Annotated in this window: 18 protein-coding genes; 6 read left to right on the top strand and 12 right to left on the bottom strand. The window is 42.5% G+C overall.

Annotated elements, in window-relative coordinates; genetic code table 11:
* Positions 1 to 17: 17 nt before the first annotated feature.
* Both LPA49_RS00730 and LPA49_RS00725 read right to left on the bottom strand, forming a co-directional pair.
* Positions 18 to 1,940, bottom strand: coding sequence for a PrkA family serine protein kinase (locus LPA49_RS00730; protein WP_036967610.1), 1,923 nt, complete (start codon positions 1,938 to 1,940; stop codon positions 18 to 20).
* Positions 1,941 to 2,179: 239 nt separating this feature from the next.
* Positions 2,180 to 2,761, bottom strand: coding sequence for a superoxide dismutase (locus LPA49_RS00725; RefSeq protein WP_036967613.1), 582 nt, complete (start codon positions 2,759 to 2,761; stop codon positions 2,180 to 2,182).
* 262 nt (positions 2,762 to 3,023) lie between these two features.
* Here LPA49_RS00725 and LPA49_RS00720 point away from each other — a divergent pair, with 262 nt between their 5' ends.
* The gene (locus tag LPA49_RS00720) at positions 3,024 to 3,362 is read left to right on the top strand and encodes a Grx4 family monothiol glutaredoxin (protein ID WP_036967616.1); all 339 of its coding nucleotides are present in this window, start codon (positions 3,024 to 3,026) and stop codon (positions 3,360 to 3,362) included.
* Between the two features lie 40 nt (positions 3,363 to 3,402).
* Here LPA49_RS00720 and LPA49_RS00715 read toward each other — a convergent pair whose 3' ends face one another.
* From LPA49_RS00715 to LPA49_RS00690, 6 genes are all read right to left on the bottom strand, one after another.
* Entirely contained in the window at positions 3,403 to 4,686 is a 1,284-nt protein-coding gene (locus LPA49_RS00715; protein WP_118844413.1) for a PAS domain-containing sensor histidine kinase, read from the bottom strand.
* Complete coding sequence (locus LPA49_RS00710) at positions 4,686 to 6,014, bottom strand: sigma-54 dependent transcriptional regulator (protein ID WP_075594377.1); 1,329 nt, start codon at positions 6,012 to 6,014, stop codon at positions 4,686 to 4,688. Before LPA49_RS00710 ends, LPA49_RS00715 begins: the two co-directional genes overlap by 1 nt.
* Before the next feature lie 117 nt (positions 6,015 to 6,131).
* Positions 6,132 to 7,337 (bottom strand): ABC transporter permease, encoded by a 1,206-nt coding sequence (locus LPA49_RS00705; protein ID WP_180310921.1) that lies wholly within the window; start codon positions 7,335 to 7,337, stop codon positions 6,132 to 6,134.
* Between the two features lie 11 nt (positions 7,338 to 7,348).
* Positions 7,349 to 8,662, bottom strand: coding sequence for an ABC transporter permease (locus LPA49_RS00700; protein ID WP_036967626.1), 1,314 nt, complete (start codon positions 8,660 to 8,662; stop codon positions 7,349 to 7,351).
* Between the two features lie 2 nt (positions 8,663 to 8,664).
* Positions 8,665 to 9,372, bottom strand: coding sequence for an ABC transporter ATP-binding protein (locus LPA49_RS00695; protein WP_036967628.1), 708 nt, complete (start codon positions 9,370 to 9,372; stop codon positions 8,665 to 8,667).
* 21 nt (positions 9,373 to 9,393) lie between these two features.
* Entirely contained in the window at positions 9,394 to 10,647 is a 1,254-nt protein-coding gene (locus tag LPA49_RS00690; protein WP_074989286.1) for an efflux RND transporter periplasmic adaptor subunit, read from the bottom strand.
* Positions 10,648 to 11,343: 696 nt separating this feature from the next.
* Here LPA49_RS00690 and gltB point away from each other — a divergent pair.
* The 3 genes from gltB to LPA49_RS00675 all read left to right on the top strand — a co-directional run bounded on the left by gltB (position 11,344) and on the right by LPA49_RS00675 (position 19,560).
* Complete coding sequence (gene gltB, locus LPA49_RS00685) at positions 11,344 to 15,801, top strand: glutamate synthase large subunit (protein ID WP_036967633.1); 4,458 nt, start codon at positions 11,344 to 11,346, stop codon at positions 15,799 to 15,801.
* A 9-nt stretch (positions 15,802 to 15,810) separates the two neighbouring features.
* Positions 15,811 to 17,226, top strand: coding sequence for an FAD-dependent oxidoreductase (locus LPA49_RS00680; protein WP_065978706.1), 1,416 nt, complete (start codon positions 15,811 to 15,813; stop codon positions 17,224 to 17,226).
* 216 nt (positions 17,227 to 17,442) lie between these two features.
* Positions 17,443 to 19,560: a S8 family serine peptidase gene (locus LPA49_RS00675; protein WP_180310920.1), complete on the top strand. Its 2,118-nt coding sequence runs from the start codon at positions 17,443 to 17,445 to the stop codon at positions 19,558 to 19,560.
* Positions 19,561 to 19,748: 188 nt separating this feature from the next.
* Here LPA49_RS00675 and LPA49_RS00670 read toward each other — a convergent pair whose 3' ends face one another.
* From LPA49_RS00670 to nadK, 4 genes are all read right to left on the bottom strand, one after another.
* Entirely contained in the window at positions 19,749 to 20,147 is a 399-nt protein-coding gene (locus tag LPA49_RS00670) for a hypothetical protein (RefSeq protein WP_036967641.1), read from the bottom strand.
* Between the two features lie 78 nt (positions 20,148 to 20,225).
* Entirely contained in the window at positions 20,226 to 21,899 is a 1,674-nt protein-coding gene (gene recN / locus LPA49_RS00665; protein ID WP_065978704.1) for a DNA repair protein RecN, read from the bottom strand.
* A 68-nt stretch (positions 21,900 to 21,967) separates the two neighbouring features.
* Positions 21,968 to 22,531: a hypothetical protein gene (locus LPA49_RS00660; protein ID WP_036967646.1), complete on the bottom strand. Its 564-nt coding sequence runs from the start codon at positions 22,529 to 22,531 to the stop codon at positions 21,968 to 21,970.
* A 95-nt stretch (positions 22,532 to 22,626) separates the two neighbouring features.
* The gene (nadK, locus tag LPA49_RS00655) at positions 22,627 to 23,511 is read right to left on the bottom strand and encodes an NAD(+) kinase (protein ID WP_036967648.1); all 885 of its coding nucleotides are present in this window, start codon (positions 23,509 to 23,511) and stop codon (positions 22,627 to 22,629) included.
* A gap of 121 nt (positions 23,512 to 23,632) precedes the next feature.
* Here nadK and LPA49_RS00650 point away from each other — a divergent pair, with 121 nt between their 5' ends.
* Together LPA49_RS00650 and grpE are read left to right on the top strand one after the other, a co-directional pair.
* On the top strand, positions 23,633 to 24,577 hold the full coding sequence (locus tag LPA49_RS00650; protein ID WP_036967651.1) for an HrcA family transcriptional regulator: 945 nt from the start codon (positions 23,633 to 23,635) through the stop codon (positions 24,575 to 24,577).
* Positions 24,578 to 24,635: 58 nt separating this feature from the next.
* Complete coding sequence (gene grpE, locus LPA49_RS00645) at positions 24,636 to 25,244, top strand: nucleotide exchange factor GrpE (protein WP_036967654.1); 609 nt, start codon at positions 24,636 to 24,638, stop codon at positions 25,242 to 25,244.
* Positions 25,245 to 25,246: the final 2 nt, after the last annotated feature.

Here is a 25,246-nt window from a genome sequence, read left to right as displayed (position 1 = left end):
CTTGAAACAAACGTTTTTTACTGCGATTTTCTAACGCGTAAATACCATTCAGAAAGCAAACGTACTTGTTTTTGGGTATAGCCTTTTTCAACCATACGGTTGACAAAGTCTTCGTGTTTTTTCTGATCTTCGGCAGAAGTTTTCGCATTGAAAGAAATAACCGGAAGCAGATCTTCGGTGTTCGAGAACATTTTTTTCTCAATCACTGTGCGAAGTTTTTCGTAACTGGTCCAAAGCGGGTTTTTGCCTTGGTTGTGCGCACGTGCGCGCAGTACGAAATTGACAATCTCGTTACGGAAATCTTTCGGGTTCGAAATACCTGCTGGCTTTTCAATTTTTTCGAGCTCTGCATTTAATGCTGCTCGATCAAAAAGTTGGCCTGTATCTGGGTCGCGATATTCTTGATCTTGAATCCAAAAATCAGCATAGGTTACGTAGCGATCAAAAATATTTTGTCCGTATTCAGAATAAGACTCTAAATAGGCAGTTTGTAGTTCTTTGCCAATAAACTCGACATACTGCGGGATTAGATAGCCCTTTAAGTGACTTAGGTAGCGTTCTTCCACATCGGCTGAGAACTGTTCGCGCTCAATTTGCTGCTCTAAAACATAAAACAAGTGAACAGGGTTTGCTGCGACTTCTGTGGTATCAAAGTTGAACACTCGCGATAAAATTTTAAAGGCAAAACGTGTAGAGAGCCCAGTCATGCCTTCGTCAACACCTGCATAATCACGGTATTCTTGGTATGACTTCGCTTTCGGGTCGGTGTCTTTTAAGCTTTCACCATCGTAGACACGCATTTTTGAATAGATGCTTGAATTTTCTGGCTCCTTAATACGTGAAAGAGTGGTAAATTGTGCCAATGTTTTTAACGTGCCTGGTGCGCATGGCGCATCGTGAAGTTCACTGTTTTCAAGAAGTTTGTTGTAGATTTTCACTTCTTCAGAAACGCGTAAGCAGTAAGGTACCTTAACAATATAAACACGGTCCAAAAATGCTTCGTTGTTTTTGTTATTTTTAAATGTTTGCCACTCAGATTCATTCGAGTGAGCTAAAATCATGCCGTTGAAGGGAAGGGCACTAATACCTTCGGTGCCATTATAGTTACCTTCTTGGGTGGCCGTGAGTAGCGGGTGGAGTACCTTAATAGGTGCTTTAAACATTTCCACAAATTCCATCAACCCTTGGTTCGCTAAACAAAGTGCACCTGAATACGCGTAAGCATCAGGGTCATTTTGTGCAAAATGCTCAAGCTGACGAATATCGACTTTACCGACTAATGCCGAAATATCTTGATTGTTTTCATCGCCCGGTTCCGTTTTGGCGATCGCAATTTGATTCAAAATAGAAGGGTAGCGTTTTACCACTCTAAATTGGCTTATATCACCATTGAACTCACTTAAGCGCTTGGCTGCCCACGGTGACATCACTGTTTTTAAATAGCGTGGCTTAATGCCGTATTCTTTCTCGAGTAGTTCAGCATCTTCGTTTGGATCAAACAAAGCGAGAGGGTGATCATTGACAGGGGACCCTTTTATTGAATAAATAGGCACTTGTTGCATCAGGTATTTTAGTTTTTCGGCAATAGATGATTTACCCCCGCCCACAGGGCCAAGTAAATACAATACCTGCTTACATTCTTCTAAACCTTGCGCAGCATGCTTTAAGTAAGAAACGATTTGTTCAATGGCGTCTTCCATACCATAAAAATCGTGGAATGCAGGGTAGCGCGCAACGACACGATTGGAGAATAATCGGCTGAGCCGCGCATCGGTCGATGTGTCAATAATTTCAGGCTCACCAATGGCCATTAACAGGCGCTCAGGTGCGCTTGCGTAAGCTGATTTGTCCTTCTTACAGATCTCGAGAAATTCCTCAATACTGTATTCTTCTTCTTGCGCTGCTTCGTATCGTGATTGGTAATGCTCAAAAATACTCATAGAGACCTCCGAAAACCCGCTAAAATGACGTGTAATTAGATTAAGAAAAAAGCAAAGGTTAATTAAAGCTTAGTCACGATTTTGAATTTTTGCGCAAGAAAATTAAGAATTTAATTGAAAAAAGATCATCTTGGTACGCATTTATTATGGCGCTTGGGCTGCGGCTGAACAGTGATATAAAAAAGGCAATAAAAAAGACGCCGGAGCGTCTTTTTTTAATTACTGCAAGTTAAACAGAATTAAGCGAAGTTAGCGTTCGCGAAATCCCAGTTAACAAGTGCCCAGAAACCTTTTAGGTAATCAGGACGAACATTACGGTAATCGATGTAGTAAGCGTGTTCCCACAGATCCACAGTTAGGATTGGTGTAACACCTTCATCAGTTAATGGTGTAGCAGCATTTGATGTGTTAACGATATCAAGAGTGCCGTCAGCTAGTTTAACTAACCAAGTCCAGCTTGAACCAAAGTTGTTTACAGCTTTGTCGTTTAACGCGTCTTTGAATGCTTCGAAAGAACCCCATTTAGCGTTGATAGCGTCTGCAATAGCGCCAGTTGGTTCGCCACCACCGTTTGGAGATAGGCTGTTCCAGTAGAATGTGTGGTTCCAGATTTGCGCAGCATTGTTAAATACACCACCTTCTGAAGAACAAACGATTTCTTCTAGAGATTTGTTTTCGAATTCAGTGCCTGGGATCAGACCGTTTAATTTTACAACGTATGTGTTGTGGTGTTTACCGTGGTGAAACTCTAGAGTCTCTTTTGAAATATGTGGCTCTAATGCATCGATTGCGTATGGTAGTGACGGTAGTTCAAATGCCATTTTTTATCTCCATCTTCTTGGTTGATAGTCCACTCAGTTATAGGTAATAGCGAGGTAAACAGCGTACTCACCTATACCAAATGGTATTATAGTGTTACTATAATTGTTGAGTATTTTACTCAAGTTTTAGCAAACAGCAATGCTATTGCTAAAGACTCTTTAAAATTGTGACTGTTATAGTCCATTTTAAGTTATATATCTGAGGCCACAGTGAATATTTTTCAAGGCCAGTGTAGTAAGTCAATGTCTTTTGAGGTTGTAAATGGAAACCATCGATAAAATTAAACAGCAAATTTCTGAAAACCCAATCCTTTTATACATGAAAGGATCACCAAAATTACCTAACTGTGGTTTTTCTTCTCAAGCATCACAAGCTTTAATGGCGTGTGGTGAACCGTTTGCTTACGTTGACATTCTTCTTAATCCAGATATTCGTGCAGAGTTACCTGCTTACGCTAATTGGCCAACATTCCCACAACTTTGGGTTGAAGGTGAATTAATTGGTGGCTGTGACATTATCATCGAAATGTTTCAACGTGGTGAATTACAACCATTAATCACAGAAACAGCTGCAAAGTACAAAGAACAAGACGCTGAGTAATCTTACTTAGTTTGCCGAGAAAGCCGCATAAGCGGCTTTTTTATTGCGCTAAAATCACATGCACACTTAAGCCACCTTGCTCGCGGTTGTGAAGGCTAATTTGCCCGTGATGTGCTTCAACTATTTCTCGGCACAGCGCTAGCCCTAAACCACTGCCTGTCGATTTAGTGGAGTAAAAGGGGATCAGTGCATTCGCCATTACAGTTTCGCTCATGCCTTTGCCTCTGTCGCTCACAGTAATGTGGGTGCTGGCCATTTCTTGTTGAATACTCAGACTGATGTCTTCAGGTTTAGTACCCGATTCGTACGCATTTTTTAATAAATTAATCAGCAGTTGCTCAAGCTGAGTATGATCGGCTTGTGTGTTTACGTTATCGCCAAGAGTAATATTGACTTGCCATTGGCTTTTTAATTGCTCGACGATTGATGGCCAGTTAATCGCTGATAACTGAGGAGTGGGTAATTTGGCAAATTTACCATAGCCTTGAACAAATTCATTAAGGTGTTTGATACGGTCTTCAATGGTGGTGAATACGCGTTTTAAACGTGGCTCGTCGACTTCTTTTGTTAATAACTGTGCGCTGTGGAGCATTGATGACATTGGGCCCAGCGAATTATTGAGTTCGTGGCTGATGATACGGATTACTTTTTTCCATACTTCAACCTCTTGGCGGCTGAGTTCCCGTGTGAGCTGTTTGAACACATACAGTTGGTGGTATTGATTATTAAGTAATAAGCGGCCCGTTGCCATATGCCAAGTTTGTGATTCTTGTTCCGTTTTATCGAGGGTAAATAAGCCATCAATCCCTTTGTTGATAGCACGTGTCAGTTGTTCAGAGCAGGTACTTATCACATTTTCTAGTTTAAGTCCTTCGATAGCTGATTTTGCTTCAAACAAGCTACGAGCACTGTGATTACTGTAAACAATAAAACCTTGATCGTTAATAAGTAGCACCGCTTGCTCAGAGCTTTGCAGTACTTTGTCGAGCATTAATTCACGCTGGTATATCCATTGCTTTTCTTGGCGAAGTTGCTTTGCTGTTTGGTTATAAAGTCGGCATAAGTCACCCAGTTCATCTTTGCTATCATAGGCCAAAAGGGTGGCCAGTTCACCGTCTTTAAAGTTAAGCAATCCAGATTCAAGAGACGCAATACCGTCAGCTAAAGGGCGGCTTAACTGGTACGCCAAAAGGCCAGCTAGCAAGGCGCAACCAATGACTGCAAGCAAAGTATATAACCCAGGAAGAGCAGCAAAATAGCTTACCAGTAATAGAGGGACTACCGCTGCAACAACACACAATAGAATAATCTTATTTCTTAACATTAGTAATCTATCTTAAATTTATCGAGTCTGCGATACAGCGCTTGTCGGCTAAGACCAAAATGTCGCGCAACTTTAGCAATCACCCCTTGGTGTTCGCGCATTGCCAGTTCAATATCGTGCTTTGTCGGTTCACTTTTGGGTGATGTCGCTTTAGTGGTATCGACGTTTAAGCCAAAGTCGGCAAGTTCAATATTGCCAGTTGGTTTTAATACGGCAGCCCGTTTACACGCATTTTCAAGTTCACGTACATTACCCGGCCACGGATGGGCAAGCAGGGCTTTCTCGGTGCTTAGAGACACACTGCGATGTGGTAAAAAGTGTGCCACTAGGGCAAGAATATCATCGGGTCTGTCAGCTAGGCTAGGCAGGTTTAACTCAATAACATTGAGACGATAATATAGGTCTTCCCGAAAATGACCCGCTTTAATCGCGTGCGTTAAATCTTCGTTTGTTGCTGATATAACCCGCACATTTACTTTTCGAGTTTGCGTTGATCCTAAACGCTCAAATTCACCGGTTTGCAGAATACGTAATAGTTTCATTTGACCGGACAACGGTAGGTTGCCTATTTCGTCTAAAAATAATGTGCCCCCATCGGCGGCTTCAAAACGGCCAATGCGTTGCTTGGTGATACCTGTGTACGCGCCAGCTTCAGCGCCAAACAATTCAGCTTCAATGAGTTCATTTGGCAATGCACCGGCGTTAACAGTGATAAAAGGATGGTCTGCAAGCAGAGAGTTGGCTTGGATTATCTGTGCTATGCGCTCTTTGCCACTGCCATTTGGGCCAGTGATAAGCACTGATATGTCTGACTTTGCCACCTGAATAGCAAGATTAACAATATGCTCCATCGCTGTGCTTTTATAAATAAGGCCGACAAGGTTGGCAGTTTTAATAGAATCTTCGCGTTCTTGCTGGTGGCGTGCGAAAGTTTCATTTTGTTGTTTCGCTTTACCAAGTTCGAGTAAATTATTGATACAAGTCAGCAGTTTTGTATCGTCCCACGGCTTTGGTAAATAGTCTGCGGCACCCGCCTTTACAAGCTCAACAGCTGTTGCAAGCTCGGTCCATGCGGTGATTAAGATAATAGGCAGTAATGGGTTTATATTGCGTAAGTCATAAAACAGCGCCTTGCCTTCTTCACCCGAGGTGGTGTCGGCGGTAAAGTTCATATCTTGAATAACTAATGAAATACGCTGGTATTGTACTGCTTGGATTGCTTCAAATGGGGTGCTTGCAGTAACCACGGTAAAATTGTGGATCTCTAATAATAATGACAAGGCGTCTAATATCGCGGGGTTGTCATCAACAATAAGTATTTTTTCCATATTATTATTTTTTTGCTGTTTTCCTAAATATGTTAAGTAAGTCCGGTGCAAGAGCCAACTTAAGTGTGTACTTATAAATGCTACACTGTAAATCCAGTGTAGCATAGCTTGGGAGAACTAAATGGTGCGTGTTGCAATGCTGGGTGAAATGTTCGCAGCTCGTTTGGCTGGCGCAAGAACCGCAAGCAAACTCATAATAAACACAGCGCTTGCAGTGGCAATTACATAACGCACATCTAACTGAGCAATCGAGAAATGTTGCATCAGTAATTGGCCTAAATACATCGCTGCTATCATGCCTATTACTAAACCTACACTGCAAATCATGGCATTTTCGACTAAAAAGTAGCTAATAATGGCGGACTTTCTTGCTCCAAGAGCACGGCGAGTCCCAATTTGTTTCGTGCGTTTACTAATATTAAAGAGTGTAAGACCAAAGATACCCAGCGCAGTGACCAACACTAAAATTGTGATTAAAACAATTAACATACGCATCATAAGCGTGTCTTCAGCCATGTACTGCTCTTTGTCTTCATCAAGGCCGCGAATGCGCGAGATAACGCGTTTGTTGTAGTTTTTAAGCATGGCTTCTTCAACACGGTTCATTACAGACTGGCGTTGCCCAGGCTCTGTTCTTACGACAAAGCGTGCATTGCTACCTGCTTTAATGAACGGAATTAATGCCACATTATCTGGGCGACTATCTTTAAGCCATGGGCCTTTCATTACATCGACAATACCAATAATTTTTAAAGGAATATCACCAAAGTAAATAGATTGACCTAAGCCATTACCATCAGGGAAAAGCTCATCAGATAGACTTTTACTCACCACGATGACCTTCGAAAGCTCATCGTAATTCTCTGTTACGATCACTTCGTCTTCGCTGTAATTACGCCCAGCAATTAAGTTAACACCGTACGTGTTAATGCCGTGCTCGTCGATAAACATATATGAGCTACGTGCTGATTTACTCTCTTGTGGGGCCGGTTTTAAACTAAAGTCAGATGATGAACCACTGCCCGAAAGAGGTGTGGTACTAGAGTAAGCAGCATCAACCACCCCAGGAATTTGACGTAACATAGCTTCATCAAGCTCGTATTGTTGGCTTGGCGAGGTGTCTTGTCCGAACATCATCACATTAAAAATAAAAATGTTTTGTTCTGGGTAGCCTGTTTCTTGACTTAAATAGCTAATTCTATCTTGAATAATAAACGCGGCGTTACTGACGATTGCTGTGGTAATGGCAATTTGAATTAGTAACAGAATAGCCCCAACCTTTGAGCGGCATAAGGCATGAAATATAGGTTTAATTTCTAACATAACACAGTTCCTTATTGGCTCTTAAGGTAAATAGCAGGGTTGGTTTTACACACCAGCCACGCAGGGTAAAGACCTGCGATTACACAGGTGCTAATTGCTATTACAGGGGCGCTAAGTAACATGGTTAAATCCATGGTGGCTAAGCTTTGATAGTAGCTGTAGCTTTGGCGCACACCTAAAAGTCCCACTTGGGCTAAAATAACCCCGAAAATACCGCCTAAAAACCCGAGCATGGCCACTTCGACAATGTGTTGAAAGAAAATTTGGCGTTTGCTTGCGCCTAAAGCTCTGCGTACGCCAACCTCTGGCGCACGGCGAAGAAATTTAGCCAGTAATAAGCCTAGAATATTTGCCAAACATACCGCTAAAAACATAAAGCTTAGGCCAACGAGAATTTCGTTATCTTCACTTACCACATTGTTGTATTCCATCCACTCGTTTACATCACGCAATTTCGCTTCAAGCTTTTCGCGGTTAAAGCGACCACGCTTTTGCTGTTCTTGCATATAAGCCATTAAGAAATCTTCATACGCTTGCTTTTCTGCGGGTGTTTTTAGTTCGACCCAAAATTGCAGCCAAACTAATTCAGAATTAAGCTTGTCGTTAAACGTATTGGTTTTTTCGTGCTTCCAGCCGTTTGTATTGCCCCAGTTTTCAAGCTCACGTGCTTTTAATAAGCTAAAAGGCAGGTAGAGTTGTTCGGTTTTATTAAATGCGCCGTTATTTAAATCGTAATATTTGGTCGTAATATTCCAGTCATCCATAACCCCAACCACTTCATAGCTGGCATCATCAAGGTAGATAATTTTGCCAACTGAGTTTTCTCCTGCAAATAGTTTGTCGTTGAGCTTTTTACTGATAACGACTACAGGTGCAGCAGTTGCTTCTTGTTGCTGACTCCACACGCCACCGTATAAAAATGATAAGTTAAACATGTCGAAGAAGTCGGGGGTTGTTAAACGCGCCTGACCAATAAATGGTTTTACGGTATCGGAGTCTAAATAAACTGAAAACCCAGTGCGCACCATCGTGACGCGCTTACCGCCGGCTTCTGCCTTATTTAAATTAACCGCGTCTTGATAGGTTAATTGCATTGGTAAATTATCTTTTGTCCACCAAGTTGAACCCTCGTCCATTATTTGCAATTGCACACTGTATAGTTGGCTACTCTTTTGCGGGATCGGATCGGCAGACATCATGTGATACACCGACAAGCTCGTCATCGTTACACCAATGCCAATGGCAATCGCTAATACCATTAAAAAACTCACTAAGGGCGTGCGCTTAAAGCTTCGCCAACTTAAATCTAGATAATGAAGGAACATAACTATACTCCTGCCGCTTTGAGGTTTTGCGTGCCTTGGTAAAGCGTGAAATCGGCAAGTTGACCGTCCACCACTTGGATATTTCGCGGGGCTCTTCGGGCAAGTTCAGGGTCGTGAGTAACCATGACAATGGTGGCGCCATCACGATTAATTTGTTCGAGCAATTCCATTACTTGGCGCGCCATTAAGCTGTCTAGATTACCCGTTGGCTCATCGGCAAGTAAAAAACGGGGTTCACCCGCAAGTGCTCTGGCAATGGCCACGCGTTGCTGTTGCCCACCTGAAAGTTGTTGCGGTAAATGCTTAGCACGTGACGCTAAACCTACTTGCTCTAAACATTGTTCAATACGACGTTTACGCTCAGCAGCTTTAATTCCTCGATATCGCAAAGGTACTTCAATATTTTCGTATAGATTTAAATCAGGTATCAGATTAAACCCCTGGAAGATAAAGCCTATTTTTTGGTTCCGTAAATCAGCACGCTGATTATCGTTTAGACCACCTACATCAATACCATCTAAAAGATACTGGCCTTCTGAAAACGGTTCTAGCATACCGGCAATATTTAAAAAGGTCGTTTTGCCTGAACCACTCGGGCCAGTAACAGCAATAAATTCACCTTCTTCTACATGGAGATTGAAATCACGTAATGCATGAGTTTGTACCATGTCTGTTTGATACACTTTGCTGATGTTGTTCATTGTAAGCATAATAATTATTCCTTGTTGCTGTTAGCGTAATACGAGAGTCGGTGCTTGTTTATAACGGTCGTAGTTAGAGATGATTAGCTTGTCGCCTGGTTTTACCCCTTCTAACAGTTCAACGGCATTGATACTGCTAGCACCTGTTTTTATATCGATTAAATAGGCCATGTCGCCGTCTACTTTATAGGCGCGGGTACCGCCTTGTTGTAAAAACGCACCACGCTTAACTTGTAAAACATTGTCGCGGTTCTCCAAAAGAATGCGTGCGGTTAAACGTTGATTTTGGCGAATGCCGGTAATTTCTTTATCGAAGCGAACACGTGTTGTGACTTCACGGTTATTCACCTCCGGCGAGATTGCTGATAATGTCCCCATGACTTGGCGGGCACCGAGAGTTAATTCTACTTGCATGCCAAGGCCTAGCTCATTGGCATAGCTTTCAGGTACTTGCAACTGTGCTTCAAAATTACTTAAGTCAACCAGTGTCATTAATGGTTGGCTTTGTGTAACCGCTTCTTTAGGTTGCACGAGTAAATTACCTACAATGCCACTGACGCTGGCTTTAATTGTTAACTCATTAACTTGGCGTAATAAGTCATCCACAATGAGTTGTTGACGAGCAAGGTCTCGCTCTGCAGCTTTTAGCTCGAATGCCAGTGTGTCTTTAGCAAGGCTGACTTCTTGTTCTGCATGCTTGAAGGAGAGTTTCGCGCGGGCTAAATCGTCTACGGCTTTTTCTAAATCGATCTGACTTATAAGGTGCTTCTCGATAGATAATTGCGCACGGCGGTTTTCTCTATCAGCGGCATTTAGCTCTACCTGTGCCAAATCAAGTGCTTTTGTTAAGCTTAATTTTTGTCTACGTGCTTCAAGTTGCTTTCGTTGTAATTCACCATCTAAACGCGCCAACACAGATTGTTGTTGTTTTAATTCATTGGTAAGCTCTGGGCTTTTAACCACAGCAATAATTTCGTTTGCTTCAACACTGTCGCCAGCCTTTACGTTAAGATCGACAAAGCCGCGCTCGGGGCTGTAAACTTTAGGTGCATTAGCCGCGACAATTTTCCCGCTTGCTGCCACATCTCTAATTAAGGTTTGCTGAGTCACTTCACTTATTTGTAAGCTGGCTTTATCAACAGACACACTCCCATCGTTGCTCGCAAAGAGTGCTTGAAAGCCAAGGGCACTCACAATAAGAACACTCACAGTGAACAACAGTGGTTTTTTAATGTTTCTTTTTTTAGCCACGGTTATATCTTGGGCACTGGTATCTTTAATCATCATACTTCCTTACGATTCTCAAAAAATATAATCATGAAGCCAATGGCAATCATGGTAAGTGGTGATGTCATAAACAAACTCATAGTGAACATGTTTCGATCCTCTAATTCGATAATGTCCTATCTATACCAATAGTGTGCCAATATTTAACTCATTGATTTTTAATGTTTTTATTTTTATTTGAGGTTTTTATTCTGTCCGCGGACAGAAAAAGTGTCCGCAGCGGACACTTTTTAAAGTGCATTGGTTGACGCAGAGGTAAACACCTAAAGGTAAGTAAGACTAAGGTCGGCTGCTAAAAAGTGCTATTTGTAACTAAGCTTAATGTATTGGTAAATATTTAAGCAGCTAACAGCTGAGAGAGCGCAAAATAACTGCATTACTATGCATGATTTGAATATTTATGCAAAATGGGTTGTCAGTTTACGTTAACGTAAACTATCCGTTTTCAGGATGGTTTTTTACAAACTGTTAAAATTGACACCAGTGTCATAAAAAAATAATGGTTAAATAGCGTCTAAATGTAAAAAAATAGCATAGACTTTAAAGTGCGTCCTCAAGTGAGAAATATTCATAAATATGAATATGTATTCAAAACTCTATTGACTCATGGTTTATTTGGCGATAGTTTTGTTCGTCTGCTAGCACTGTCACAAAAGACTGAACCGCTAGTCGTTGTAGCAAGGGGAGGGGTCTATGTTATACGACTCAAAATTAGAAAAAGATAATTGTGGCTTTGGCTTAATCGCCCAGGTCAATGGTCAGGCGAGTCATCGCTTGATTCGAACCGCAATCACAGGCCTAGATCGCATGGAACACCGTGGTGGTATTTCTGCTGATGGTAAAACAGGTGATGGCTGTGGTTTATTAATGCAAAAACCCGATAGTTTCTTTCGTGCAATTGCCAGTGAACACGATTGGCATTTAGGGAAGAACTACGCAGTCGGCATGGTGTTTTTAAATGCCGATCCCGTGCTTGCACAGACTGCTAAAGATGTTTTGAGTGAAGAGCTCGAAAAAGAAACCTTAAATATCCAAGGATGGCGAGTCGTTCCGACAGACGCATCTTGTTTAGGGCCAATTGCAAAAAAACAACTACCTGGCTTTGAACAAATTTTTGTCAGCGCACCTGAGGGCTGGCGTCCAAAAGATTTAGAGCGTCGTTTGTATGTTGCGCGTCGCCGTGCAGAAAAGCGCCTAGAAAATGATGAGCATTTCTATATTGCGAGCTTGTCTGGCTTGGTAACGGTTTACAAAGGCTTGATGATGCCTGTGGATTTACCGAACTTTTACCTCGATTTAGCTGACATGCGCATGACGAGTGCGATTTGTGTATTTCATCAGCGTTTTTCTACCAATACGCAACCTCGTTGGCCATTGGCGCAGCCGTTCCGCTATTTAGCGCACAACGGCGAAATTAATACCATTCAAGGTAACCGCCAGTGGGCACGTGCCCGTGCTTATAAATTTGCATCTCCACTGATCCCTGATTTGCAATCAGCAGCCCCATTTGTCAACGAAAGTGGCTCTGATTCATCAAGCTTAGATAACATGCTTGAATTGTTCTTAGCGGGTGGTATGGATTTATTCCGTGCGATGCGTATGCTTGTTCCGCCTGCATGGCAGAAAAACCGAGCCATGGATGACGATTTACGTGCTTTCTACGACTTTAACTCTATGCATATGGAACCATGGGATGGCCCTGCTGGTATTGTTATGTCTGATGGTCGTTTTGCGGCCTGTAACCTTGACCGAAATGGCCTTCGTCCAGCGCGTTATGTCATTACGCAAGATGGATTTATTACGCTTGCTTCTGAGGTGGGTATTTGGGATTACGCGCCAGACGAAGTGGTTGAAAAAGGACGAGTTGGTCCGGGTGAATTATTAGTAATTGATACTCACCAAGGTAAAATTTGGCACTCTGACGAAATTGACCAAGATCTTAAATCACGTCACCCGTATAAAGCGTGGCTAGAAGCTAACGTTAAGCGTTTGACTCCGTTCGAAAAACTGGCTGAAAAAGATGCAGGTAATCGCTCGTTTGATGACGAAACACTGCTGAAATATCAAAAAATGTTTGGCTTTACTAACGAAGAACTCGACAGTGTTGTTCGTGTCATGGGCGAAAACGGTCAAGAAGCAACGGGCTCAATGGGTGATGACACCCCATTTGCCGTGCTGTCTGAAGGGCACCGTTCATTATTTGATTACTTCCGCCAAAAGTTTGCACAAGTAACCAATCCACCGATTGATCCTCTGCGTGAGAATCATGTTATGTCACTTGCCACGTGTATTGGTAGTGAGCAAAACGTGTTCAATGAAACCACGGGTCATGCGAAACGTCTGCAATTTGAAACACCGATTTTGATGTACGCAGACATGAAACAGCTGTTAAGTGCTGACCAAGCGCATTACAGCTACTGCAAAATCGATATTACTTACACAGCCGAAGAAGGCCTTGAAAAAGCGATCACACGTATTTGTGACGAAGCGCAAGAAAAAGCCGCATCAGGGTGTGTGATGTTAGTCTTGAGTGACCGTAACTTTAGTGAAACGCACCTACCCATTCCTGCTGCAATGGCGGTAGGATCAATTCAAAAACGATTAGTTGATAATAACTTACGTTGTGAATCAAACATCATTATTGAATCAGGTAGCGTGCGAGATGCTCATCAATTTGCTGTGTTATTAGGCTTTGGTGCGACGGCGATTTACCCTTATTTGGCCTATGAATCGCTGGTTGCAATGAGCGATAAAAAAATTATCAACAAGAGCTATTGTGAAGTCACGTTGGCGTATCGTAATGCGATCAACAAAGGCCTTTACAAAATCATGTCGAAAATGGGGATCAGTACAGTTGCCTCATATCGTTGCTCGATGCTGTTTGAAGCGGTTGGTTTGTCAGAAGCGGTTATTGAAACCTGTTTCAATGGTGTAGCAAGCCGTATTAAAGGTGCGTGTTTTACTGACTTTGATGATGATCAACGTAAGCTTCATAAGCTCGCATTTAGTAAGCGCAAGTTATTAAGCCATGGTGGTTTATTAAAGTATGTTCACGGTGGTGAATATCATGCTTACAACCCTGATGTGATCCAAACTCTGCAAAAAGCAGTGCGCTCGGGTGAGTACAGTGATTACGTTGCTTACGCTGATTTAGTTAATAACCGCCCAATCACAAATTTACGTGACATGTTGGCGCTTAAAATTCCTGATGCCGGAATCAGTATCGATGATGTTGAACCAGCAACAGAGCTGTATAAGCGTTTTGACTCGGCGGCAATGAGTATTGGTGCACTATCACCTGAAGCACATGAAGCATTGGCTATTGCCATGAACCGCTTAGGTGGGTGTTCTAACTCAGGTGAAGGGGGTGAAGATAAACTTCGCTATGGCACCGAGAAAAATTCACGTATTAAACAGGTCGCCTCAGGCCGATTTGGTGTAACACCGCATTATTTACGCAGTGCTGATGTGATTCAAATTAAAGTAGCACAAGGTGCAAAGCCCGGTGAAGGAGGTCAGTTACCGGGTGAAAAAGTAACGCCTTATATCGCTAAACTGCGTTACTCAGTACCGGGTGTAACGTTGATTTCACCGCCACCGCATCATGATATTTACTCTATTGAAGATTTAGCCCAGCTAATTTTTGATTTGAAACAAGTGAATCCTGAAGCTCTAATTTCAGTGAAATTAGTGTCTGAACCCGGTGTCGGTACGATTGCAACGGGTGTAGCAAAAGCCTATGCAGACCTCATTACGATTGCGGGTTATGACGGTGGTACAGGTGCAAGCCCGCTTACTTCTGTTAAATATGCAGGCAGTCCTTGGGAGTTGGGCCTAGCTGAGACACAACAAGCTTTGGTTGAAAATGGCTTACGCCACCGTATTAGATTACAAACGGATGGTGGTTTGAAAACCGGTCTCGATATTATTAAAGCCGCTATTTTAGGTGCTGAAAGCTTTGGCTTTGGTACGGGTCCTATGGTGGCACTGGGTTGTAAATACTTACGTATATGTCATTTGAATAACTGTGCGACTGGTGTAGCAACGCAGGACGATACACTTCGTCAGAAGCACTACCATGGCTTACCAGAAATGGCGATGAACTACTTTAAGTTTATTGCACAAGAAGCGCGTCTAATCATGGCAAGCTTAGGGGTAACCCATTTAACCGATTTAATTGGTCGCTTAGATTTACTTGAGGCGATTGAAGGCAAAACGCCGAAGCAAAAGAAAATTGATTTATCGTCAGTTGTGGCTGTGCCGAACAACCCAACCGGTGAAACCTTGTATTGCAGTGCGCCAAACAGCTCGCACTATTTAGGTCAGCTTAATGAAACCTTGCTTGATAAAGCCAAGCAAGCGATTGATGAAAAATCGGGTATTTCATTAGTGAGCCGCGTGTGTAATACAGACCGCTCTGTGGGGGCGATGCTATCAGGATACATTGCATCTAAGCACGGTAACCAAGGTATGGCTGCCGATCCTGTATCTATAGAGTTACACGGCACTGCAGGTCAGTCGTTTGGTGTATGGAATGCTGGAGGCCTAGAAATGACGTTGGTGGGTGACGCTAACGATTATGTTGGTAAAGGCATGGCGGGGGGCAAACTTGTCATTCGCCCACCGATGGGATCATCATTTGAAAGCCACAAAGCAACCATAGCAGGTAATACGTGCTTGTACGGTGCTACTGGCGGCAAATTGTTTGCAGCAGGATGTGCGGGTGAGCGTTTTGCTGTTCGTAACTCAGGTGTGCAAGCGGTTGTAGAAGGTGTGGGCGATAACGGCTGTGAATACATGACAGGCGGTGTTGTGTGTGTCCTTGGCAAAGTCGGTATTAACTTTGGTGCGGGGATGACGGGCGGTTTTGCTTATATTCTTGATGAAAGCAATGACTTTGAAAAACGCATTAACCCTGAGCTTGTTGAAATTGTTACGCTGGAAGATTTAGCGTCTCATCAAGAGCATCTTCGTGGTCTTATTGCAGAGCATTTAGAGCTAACGGGGTCTAACCGCGCTGAGCAGATTTTAGCGAACTTTGATTTATACATTCCGATGTTTAAATTGGTGAAGCCAAAATCAAGTGATGTAAAAAGTTTACTCGGACACCGAGCACGCAGTAGTGCAGAGCTTCGTGTTCAGGCTCAGTAAGGGGGTAGTATGAGCGAAAATGTATACCAGTTTATCGATGTACAACGTGTTGACCCGCGTAAAAAACCGATTTCGGCACGTAAACAATCATTCGTGGAAATTTACGAGCCGTTTTCTGAGACGCAAGTAAATTCACAAGCGGACCGTTGCTTAGATTGTGGTAACCCGTATTGTGAGTGGAAATGCCCAGTACATAACTATATACCGCAATGGTTAAAGCTAATTCGTACAGGCCGTATATTAGAAGCGGCTGAGCTGTCACATCGTACAAATAGTTTACCTGAGGTCTGCGGTCGAGTGTGTCCACAAGACCGCTTATGCGAAGGCTCATGTACACTTGACGAAGAGTTTGGTGCTGTAACAATTGGTAATATTGAAAAATATATTACAGACACTGCTTTTAAAATGGGCTGGAAACCAGATATGTCTTATGTGGTTTGGTCTGATAAAAAAGTGGCGATTATTGGTGCAGGTCCAGCCGGGTTAGGTTGTGCTGATATTCTAGTGCGTAATGGTGTTAAACCGGTGGTATTTGACCGTCACCCTGAGATAGGGGGGTTACTTACTTTCGGTATTCCTTCATTTAAGCTTGAAAAAGAAGTGATGCAGAAGCGTCGTGAAATTTTCACTGAAATGGGGGTTGAGTTTAAACTAAACACGGAAGTCGGTGTTGATATTACCCTAGATGAAATTCTTGCTGAATATGATGCAGTCTTTTTAGGCGTAGGGACCTATCAAAGTATGCGCGCAGGATTTGAAAATGAAGATGCCGATGGCGTACATGATGCTTTACCGTTCTTAATTGGTAACACAAATCGTGTTATGGGCTACGCTGAAGACAAGCAAGCTTATATTGATATGGCCAACGAAAAAGTGGTTGTATTGGGCGGGGGTGACACCGCAATGGACTGCGTAAGAACGTCAATTCGCCAAGGTGCAAGCAAAGTAACATGTGCTTATCGCCGTGATGAAGAAAACATGCCAGGCTCTAAACGTGAAGTTAAAAATGCCCGCGAAGAAGGGGTTGAGTTTACTTTTAACGTGCAACCTAAAGGCATTGTAGTTGACGAGCAAGGTAAAGTTGCAGGCGTAAGAATGGTCAAAACGCAACTGGGTGAACCAGATGAAAATGGCCGCCGTCGTGCTGAAGAAGTGGCTGGTTCAGAGCATGTGATAGAAGCCACTAAAGTGTTAATGGCATTTGGTTTTAAACCGCACAAAATGGATTGGCTTGAACCATATGGCGTTGAAATTAACCATTGGGGTGGTATTAATGCACCTGAACAAGGTGAATTTACCCATCAGACAACGAACCCTAAAATCTTCGCTGGTGGCGATATTGTTCGCGGCTCAGATTTGGTGGTAACGGCTATTTTTGAAGGTCGCAATGCGGCAGAAGGAATTATGGATTACCTAGAGGTGTAAAAGCTATCTGCAATACTCCCCATTCATAATTTTGTATAGATACTAAAGCAAGCCTGCGGGCTTGCTTTTTTTGTGCTTGTAAAATATTGATTGCGTACGCAGGGGCTATTCCTAAAGCCTTATGAGGGTTTTCCCCTATATCGGTGAGTGTCACTCGCTGCGAGTATATGTTCTGTAGTTACAAAAAAGTAACAAACTAATCCAGGAGATAAACCAATGCGAACTAAACTTTCTAGTATACTCATCGGTCTTGGCATGGTTGGCAGCTTTGCCACTCAAGCACAAGCCTTACTAGGCCCAGAATTAGCAGAAAAATTATCAACAACAAGCCTAACTCAAAGCCTTACTGAACCAAGTATCAAAGTCATTATAAGCTTTAAAGATAAACAGCAGGTTTATAATGTAATGCAGTCACTCGGTGTGCCGTACTTAGCCTTAAAAGAATTACCCATGGTTGGCGCTACGCTGACTCCTTCACTCGTCACACAGTTACAAAATAACCCTGCCATTGAAAGTATTTATTATGATGCGCCACTGCGCTATTACAACTATAACTCGGGTGAGATCACTGGCGGTCATTTTGTACATGATAACTATTTATTTACAGGCAAAGGTGGCGTTGTGGCTGTACTCGATTCAGGAGTCGATGCGACACATCCCGATTTAGCTTACGGTGATAAAACCATTCAAAATGTAAAACTAATAAACGATCTTGATTTATACGGTTTGACCGCCGATATCGAAGGGTTACCAAACACCGATACATCATCAGGACATGGCACCCATGTTGCTGGCACTGTTGCGGGCAGTGGCACTGATTCTGCGAATGATCCTACACGTGCTAATTTGCATGATGGCATTGCCCCAGATGCAAAGATTGTCGGTATTTCTGCTGGTGAAGCCATTTCAATTTTACATTCTTTAAAAGGCTTTGATTATGCATTAGCTAACCAGCACAAATACGATATTGATGTTATTACGAATAGTTGGGGAGGGGGAGCAGGAAGTAACTTCGACCCTAATAACCCTGTAAACAAAGCATCATTCGAAGCATACAAACGCGGCATGATTGTCACTTTTGCTGCGGGTAACGATGGCGACGGTGATGATACCCTCAATGTGTATGCCGTCGCTCCTTGGGTTATTGACGTCGCAGCAGGCACGCCGAATAGAATGCTGGCTGATTTTTCTAGCCGTGGTGTGCCAGGTGATGCGATTAAAACACCCGACATTACAGCACCTGGCTCAAGCATATATTCGACGCGAGCACTCAATACCCCTTTGCCCGCTTTAGGACCGGTCATCGATTTAGATAACCCTGATTATTATGTTTACTATGCGACGATGAGTGGCACGTCGATGGCAACCCCTTTTGTTGCAGGTGCTGCGACTGTGCTGCTTGAAGCAAACCCGCATTTATCGCCTGATCAAATTGACGAAATTTTAAAAGCCAGTGCCGATGACATGTTTGATGAAACAGGGCGACAGTACTTACCGCACGAAGTAGGGGCGGGTCATATTAATGTGAAAAAAGCAGTTGAGCTTGCATTACAAACTGAAGGTAATATGCGCCAGTTTTTAGCTGGAGACACTGAATTTTCGAGTCAAGGTGCTTGGCAGCAAGCAGACAACACTGCTGATAAAGTTTACTTTGCCGGCAAGTGGTCAGAAACAACGGATAGCAGTGCTTATAACGGCACACTGGCAAAAGCAAAAGGGCCTGGAAATATTGCTTATGTTGGCTTTAAAGGTGAGCGTGCGAAAATACACTTTGCGGCAACTAACCAAGGAGAGGTCAGTATATTAGTGGATGGAGTCGAGTATGAATCGTTGAGCGTCAGTGGTGAAAAAGGCGAAGCCATTACCGTGGCAATTAACCAATTAGACGACTCAGCACATACACTTGAAGTGCGCACTATATCAGGACAAGTCGCATTAGATCGATTCGAATTTGACGGTATTGTCACCCAGCCCGGTGTGTCATTTACTACACAGTTAATGCCAAGTATTGAGGGTACAATGGGACCATCAGTAAGTTTAGATCTTGCTGGGCTTGGTGTTGACCCAGCCTATAGCATTATTGAGCATTTAGTTTCAGTACCTGATAATGTTATGGGTGTGACTGCGGTCTTAAGTTGGCAACCATTTGCAGACCTTGATTTTTCAATAGCAAACAGTCAGGGAGAAGACCTCGCAAGCTCTGCGACACTTGATAACCCCGAAACAGCACAGTTATCGGTTACAGAAGCTGGAGACTATATTTTCAAAGTAAAAGGGTATACCAGCGTCGTGACTAATTATCGTATCGACTGGCAGATAGTCACTCAAGACTAATATAAGCAGCGGGTAAACATTACGCTTACCCGCTAATTTCTTTAACTACGTTACCAATATTAACTACGTTACTAATATTATAATTGCTTATTCTTATTAACTGACCCTGTTTAAAGCTATGTGTAACGATGGCTAAAAATCAGTAGGTTTTTTTAAATGAGAGAAAAAGCCCGACAATTTAAAACAGACTACCAGCAGCCTGATAACGTGTTTTTTACTTTATTGCTGTGTTGTTTTAATAAAAAGTAAGCAAGGCTTACCACGATAAAATGACAAATCATTACAACAACAGACCAAACAGAAATTGTCTCTGATTGCTGGCTCACTATTACAAACAGTATGAGCATCATTGCTGCAGAAGCATATAAATATGTTTGTAAACGTTGTTTAAACCTTAGGTGCTTCCATCGGCTCCATAGCACCAAAAGTAGCGCCACGATAGGAAACGCAAATAAAGTGCATTGTAGTAGAGCGAACATATAATTTTGTGACACGACAGGTGTATATGACACAGAGGCGTGCAGTAAAGGTGAGCTTAAGCTCAATAATAACCCGCTTGCTAACCCAAACTTACGTTGTTTATTCATTGTATAATCCGGTCGAAGGCTATGCACAATAGCCTTAATTAATTACTAAAACGTTAATGTCATTAAGTGCGAGAGTGGTTATGCATGCGCACTAATCAGCTCTTTCGCATTTGCTCTGGCCATTTTGCTAATATTATCGCCAGCGAGTAGACGGGCAATTTCATCAATTCGTCCATCTTTACTGAGCTTATTCATTTGTGTGTAGGTTTCACCATTTGCAATTTCTTTCGCAACAAAAAATTGCTGATGCCCAGAGCTAGCAACCTGTGGCAAGTGCGTAACACAAATAACTTGGGTTGATTTGCCAAGCTGGCGCAATAACTTGCCAACCGCTGAGGCCGTTGGGCCAGAAATACCCACATCGACTTCGTCGAATATGAGTGTTGGCGTTGTCACGCGCTGGGCGATAATGACTTGTATCGCTAAACTGATACGCGAAAGCTCGCCACCCGATGCAACTTTCGATAAAGCTTGCATTGGTTGCCCAGGGTTGGTCGATACCAAAAACGCCACGGTATCAAACCCCATTGCACTGGGGGCTTTATCACTTGTTTGTTGAATATCAATCGCAAACTGGCCATTTTCCATTGATAAGTTAGCCATGCTATCGCTGATCAATGTGTTGAGTGTTTCAGCATAACGCTGGCGGCTATCACTTAAAACCTGTGCAGCGTCTTTATATTCATCAAGGGCTGTATTTATCTCGGTTTCTAGTGATGCTAAGCGGTCACTATTGTAGCTAATTGAAGCAAGCTCTTGCGCAATTGATTGGTGAAATTCTACCAGCTCTTCCGGTTTTATATGGTGCTTGCGTGCTAAATCCATTGCCCCAGTTAAACGAGTTTCTACTTCGTCGAGGCGAGCAGGATCTAAATCTGTTATATCTACATAGCTGCGAATTTCACGGCTTGCTTCTTCAACCTGAACAGCGGCTTCACTTAAAAGCGCTGCAATGCTAGATAGGCTATCATCGTAGCCGGCAAGTTCAGCAAATTGCTGTGCACTGTGTTGCAGCATTGAGCATGCACTTTGCTCATCACTTTCGTATAAGTGCTGAAGTTCACGCTGGCACGACTCTAAAATAGTTTGGCTGTGGCTTAACTTATGGTGCTCAGCTTCTATTTCTTCAAACTCACCGGGTTGTAAGGCAAACTCGTCTAATTCAGCAACTTGGTATTCAAGTAGCTGTTTTTGAGCCGCTTGTTGCGCTTGTTGTTGTTCTAAGTGGTTAAACTCTTTTACTAGCGCCTGATAGGCTTTAAAACGTTCTTTAACATTGGAAAGCAGGTTTGTATGGCCAGCATATGCATCCAGTAAATGCAGCTGATGCTCGGCTTTTAATAAATGCTGATGCGCGTGTTGACCATGAATAGAAATGAGGTATTGCCCAAGCTCTTTAAGCTGCGCAGCAGTGACAGGGCTGCCATTAATATAGCTTTTACTCCGGCCATTTTTACAAATAACACGGCGCAGTAAGCATTCACCTTCTGCATTAGACAGTAAGTGATGCTCTAAAAACTGTTGTGCAAGGGGTAATTGGGTAATATCGAATTGCGCGCAGATTTCTGCACGCTCAGTTCCTGGACGAACAGCACCCGCATCGGCGCGTTCGCCTAAACACAACGATAGGGCATCAATAGCAATTGATTTCCCTGCACCTGTTTCACCTGTAATGGCTGTCATGCCATTGTGCCACTCAGTACTCAAGTTACTTACAATGGCAAAGTTTTTAATTTCTAACCCGATTAACATACTGTTTATCCATCCAGCTAATTAACTGTTAATTTATACAGTGTTTTCGGGTTTTGCAAATTAAATTTTTATGCTTTTGTTAATTCTGATATCTGTTTTTCGTGATTTAATTCATCAGGCATTGATGGACTCTGGCTTTGCGCTGGGTCATCATGTTGATTAATAGGTGGCGCGTATTTAATAACTTCAATTAATGAGGGTAATACTTCTTGATAAAACGCTTTATTGTATTCAATGCCATTATAAGGAAGTTGTGCCATAAAGTATTGTAATCTATCGGCAAGTTGGTCATGTTCATGCGGGCTTTGTGCTTTGTTTGCTTCCATGATTATGGTGCTGATAAACAACTCACTAATAAACTCTAAATGCGTTAGATTTTCTTCGTTGTGAGCTTGAACGACAAAGTAATTACTGGTGATTTGGTTCAAACGTGCAACATTTTTAGGGCGAATGAGCTTTGCTTCACTAAATTCGATTAATTTAATTTTGAAGTCGTTATTGATCTCTTTTACACGTTGATGAAAGCGTTTTTTTTCGGCTTCTATCGCTTTGCGACGGTTGCTTTCGATGATCCAATAGCAGCCTAGTAGAGTGATCAACAATAAAAGAGCAAGAAAAACTATATAGCTCATTTTTGCTTAGGTTCCTTAAATGTGTACTACGGTAAAGTGAATTATTTTGCGCTAATAGATTTCACTTGGCAATTATTTAAGAAGAAAATTGCTGTTTAAAATAAGCGGCTACCCCAGTTCAGTTTTTTTCGCAGTACATTGTAATAAGAATATTCTTTTGGATGAATTAAGCGTAACCGTTTGTCAGCTTTTTTGATAACCACTTCATCGCCAGGTAAAACAGCCAAAACAACGTGGCTGTCACAGCTCACTTGTAAGCTGTCGGTATTTTCTAGGCTGAGTTTAAGGCGTACTTCGTTATCGGCATCAACGACTAAAGGGCGACTCGAAAGAGTATGAGGAAACATGGGTACTAACGAAATAGCATTCAGTTCTGGTGTCAAAATAGGCCCTCCACCAGAGAGAGAATAGGCCGTTGAGCCAGTCGGTGTAGATACGATTAAACCATCAGAGCGTTGTGAAAATACAAAATCATTATTTATGAAGGCTTCGAACTCAATCATGTGAGCGACTTTATCGGCATGGAGTACCGCTTCATTAACCGCTGAATTTGCGCTTTTAAGTTCAGCATGTCGGTATACTTCTACTTCTAGCAGGAAGCGTTTTTCTTCAATGAATTGACCGCTTAGAACCTGCTCTAAACTTGCTTCAAAACCTTCTGGGTTTAAGTCGGTTAAAAATCCGAGGTTACCACGGTTTACGCCAATCACTGCAACGTCAAAACGCGCTAAAACACGTGCAGCACCTAACATGTTGCCATCGCCACCGACAACGATGGCTAAATCAGCACGCTCGCCTAACTCAACGAGTTTAACGAGGTTGTTCGCAGGCACATCTTCTAATTGCCGACCCGTTCGTTGCTCAACGAGCACCTCAAAACCTAACGCTCGTAAAAAGGTGTGTAATCGCTGTAGCGTTGTAGCCGCGGCGCTGTGGTTAGGTTTACCAATTAAACCTATGGTTTTAAACGGTGAGTCCATGGTACGTGCACTTAACTATTTCATAGGGATAGATTACATTAAAAATTAATGCTTTGAAAATAACTTGAAATAAACTTGCAGTGCCCAAATATCTTAGGGCAAGTGTCAAGATGTAAGAATTATGAAATTAAACCCCCGCGATCAACAAATTTTTTCAGCCGTAATGAGCCTATATTGTAATGGCGAGGGCCAACCAGTGGCTTCAACGCGTATAGCAAAGCAAAAGGGCATGGCTGTGTGCTCTGCCACAGTGCGAAATGCAATGGCAAGGCTTGAAAAAGAAGGGTTGCTTTATTCGCCACACACCTCGGCAGGCCGCGTGCCAACAAATGCTGGGTTTGACTATTGGTTAACCGAATTTTTCTCTTTGCCCGAAATTGCGACGTATTGGCAACCTCAACAAGCACAACTTGTTGAGCTGGCCCACGGCTTGAGCCAACGTTATAAAGTATGTTGTTGTGTTGGTTTACCGCAAGTGAGTTCGCAATTGGTTTTTAGGGTTGAAGTACTTGACTTTGATGGCAGTGATTGGCTTATTTTACTGATTGATAGAGCAGGGCAAAGTCACAATATTTGTATTAGTAAACCTGAGGACGCCAGTGATTCGGTTCGCTATCAGTTTGCAACGTGGCTTAATACGGTGTTCAGTCAACAAACTCTGATGGAAGGTCTTTACCGTATGCAGGCAATGGCGAATACTGCACCGCGCAACTGCCATGACTCGTTGACCCAATGGACTCGCCAATTGAGCCAGAAACTGGGGTCTGATAACAGTATTGTGGTAGGTGAAAACTATTTATATAAGCAAGTAGACTGTCAAACGAGCTTAAATATAGGCGTCTCATTTCTAAATTTTGTTGAAGACAAGCTCGCATTTAGAAACGGTTTGTCGGTATTAAACACAGAACAACTTCCATTTACCGATTGTGATGAGTTAATGGTGATCAGCCTTCCTTACTTTAATAACCTCGAATATCAGAGTCGTTTTTGTGTTATTTGTCCAAAATCAGCACAAATTGAAGCAATCATCCAAGAATTTGAGTTAATCGGGTCATCAACCTCTTGAATCTTTTTATTCAATCCCCATAATTACCGCAGTTGTAAAGAATTGGAGCATTTAAGCTATGTCTGAGCAGACAAAATCACCAGAGCAAGAAGTTGAACTAAACGAAGAATTTGAACAAATGCAAGCGGATGTTGACGCAGCCGTTGAAGCAGCAGAGCAAGTTGAAGGCGAAGAACTAAGCCCTGAAGCTGAAATTGCACTACTTTATAGTGAACTAGAAGCTGCAAAGCAAACTATAAATGATCAAAAAGACAGTGTTGTACGTGCCGCAGCAGATGTTGAAAACATGCGTCGCCGTGCCGCACAAGATGTTGAAAAAGCTCACAAGTTTGCACTTGAGAAGTTTGCTAACGAATTATTACCCGTGATTGATAATTTAGAGCGTGCGATTGAGTTTTCTGACAAAGAAAATGAGCAGCTTAAGCCTGTACTTGAAGGTATCGAGATGACGGTAAAAAGCTTCAACGATGCCGTGTCTAAGTTTGGTGTAGAAATTGTTAACCCACAAGGTGAGCAGTTTAATCCAGAATTCCATCAAGCGATGTCAATTCAACCAAGCAATGATGTAGCACCTAATACGGTACTTGCAGTTATGCAAAAAGGGTACACGTTAAACGGTCGTTTACTGCGTCCTGCTATGGTAATGGTATCGAAAGAAGCTGAATAAAC

This window comes from Pseudoalteromonas sp. MB41 (assembly GCF_020966275.1).
In the GTDB taxonomy this organism is placed as follows: domain Bacteria; phylum Pseudomonadota; class Gammaproteobacteria; order Enterobacterales; family Alteromonadaceae; genus Pseudoalteromonas; species Pseudoalteromonas lipolytica.
Note: the sequence above shows the minus strand (reverse complement) of the source record. Positions and strands in the feature narration are given on the sequence as shown.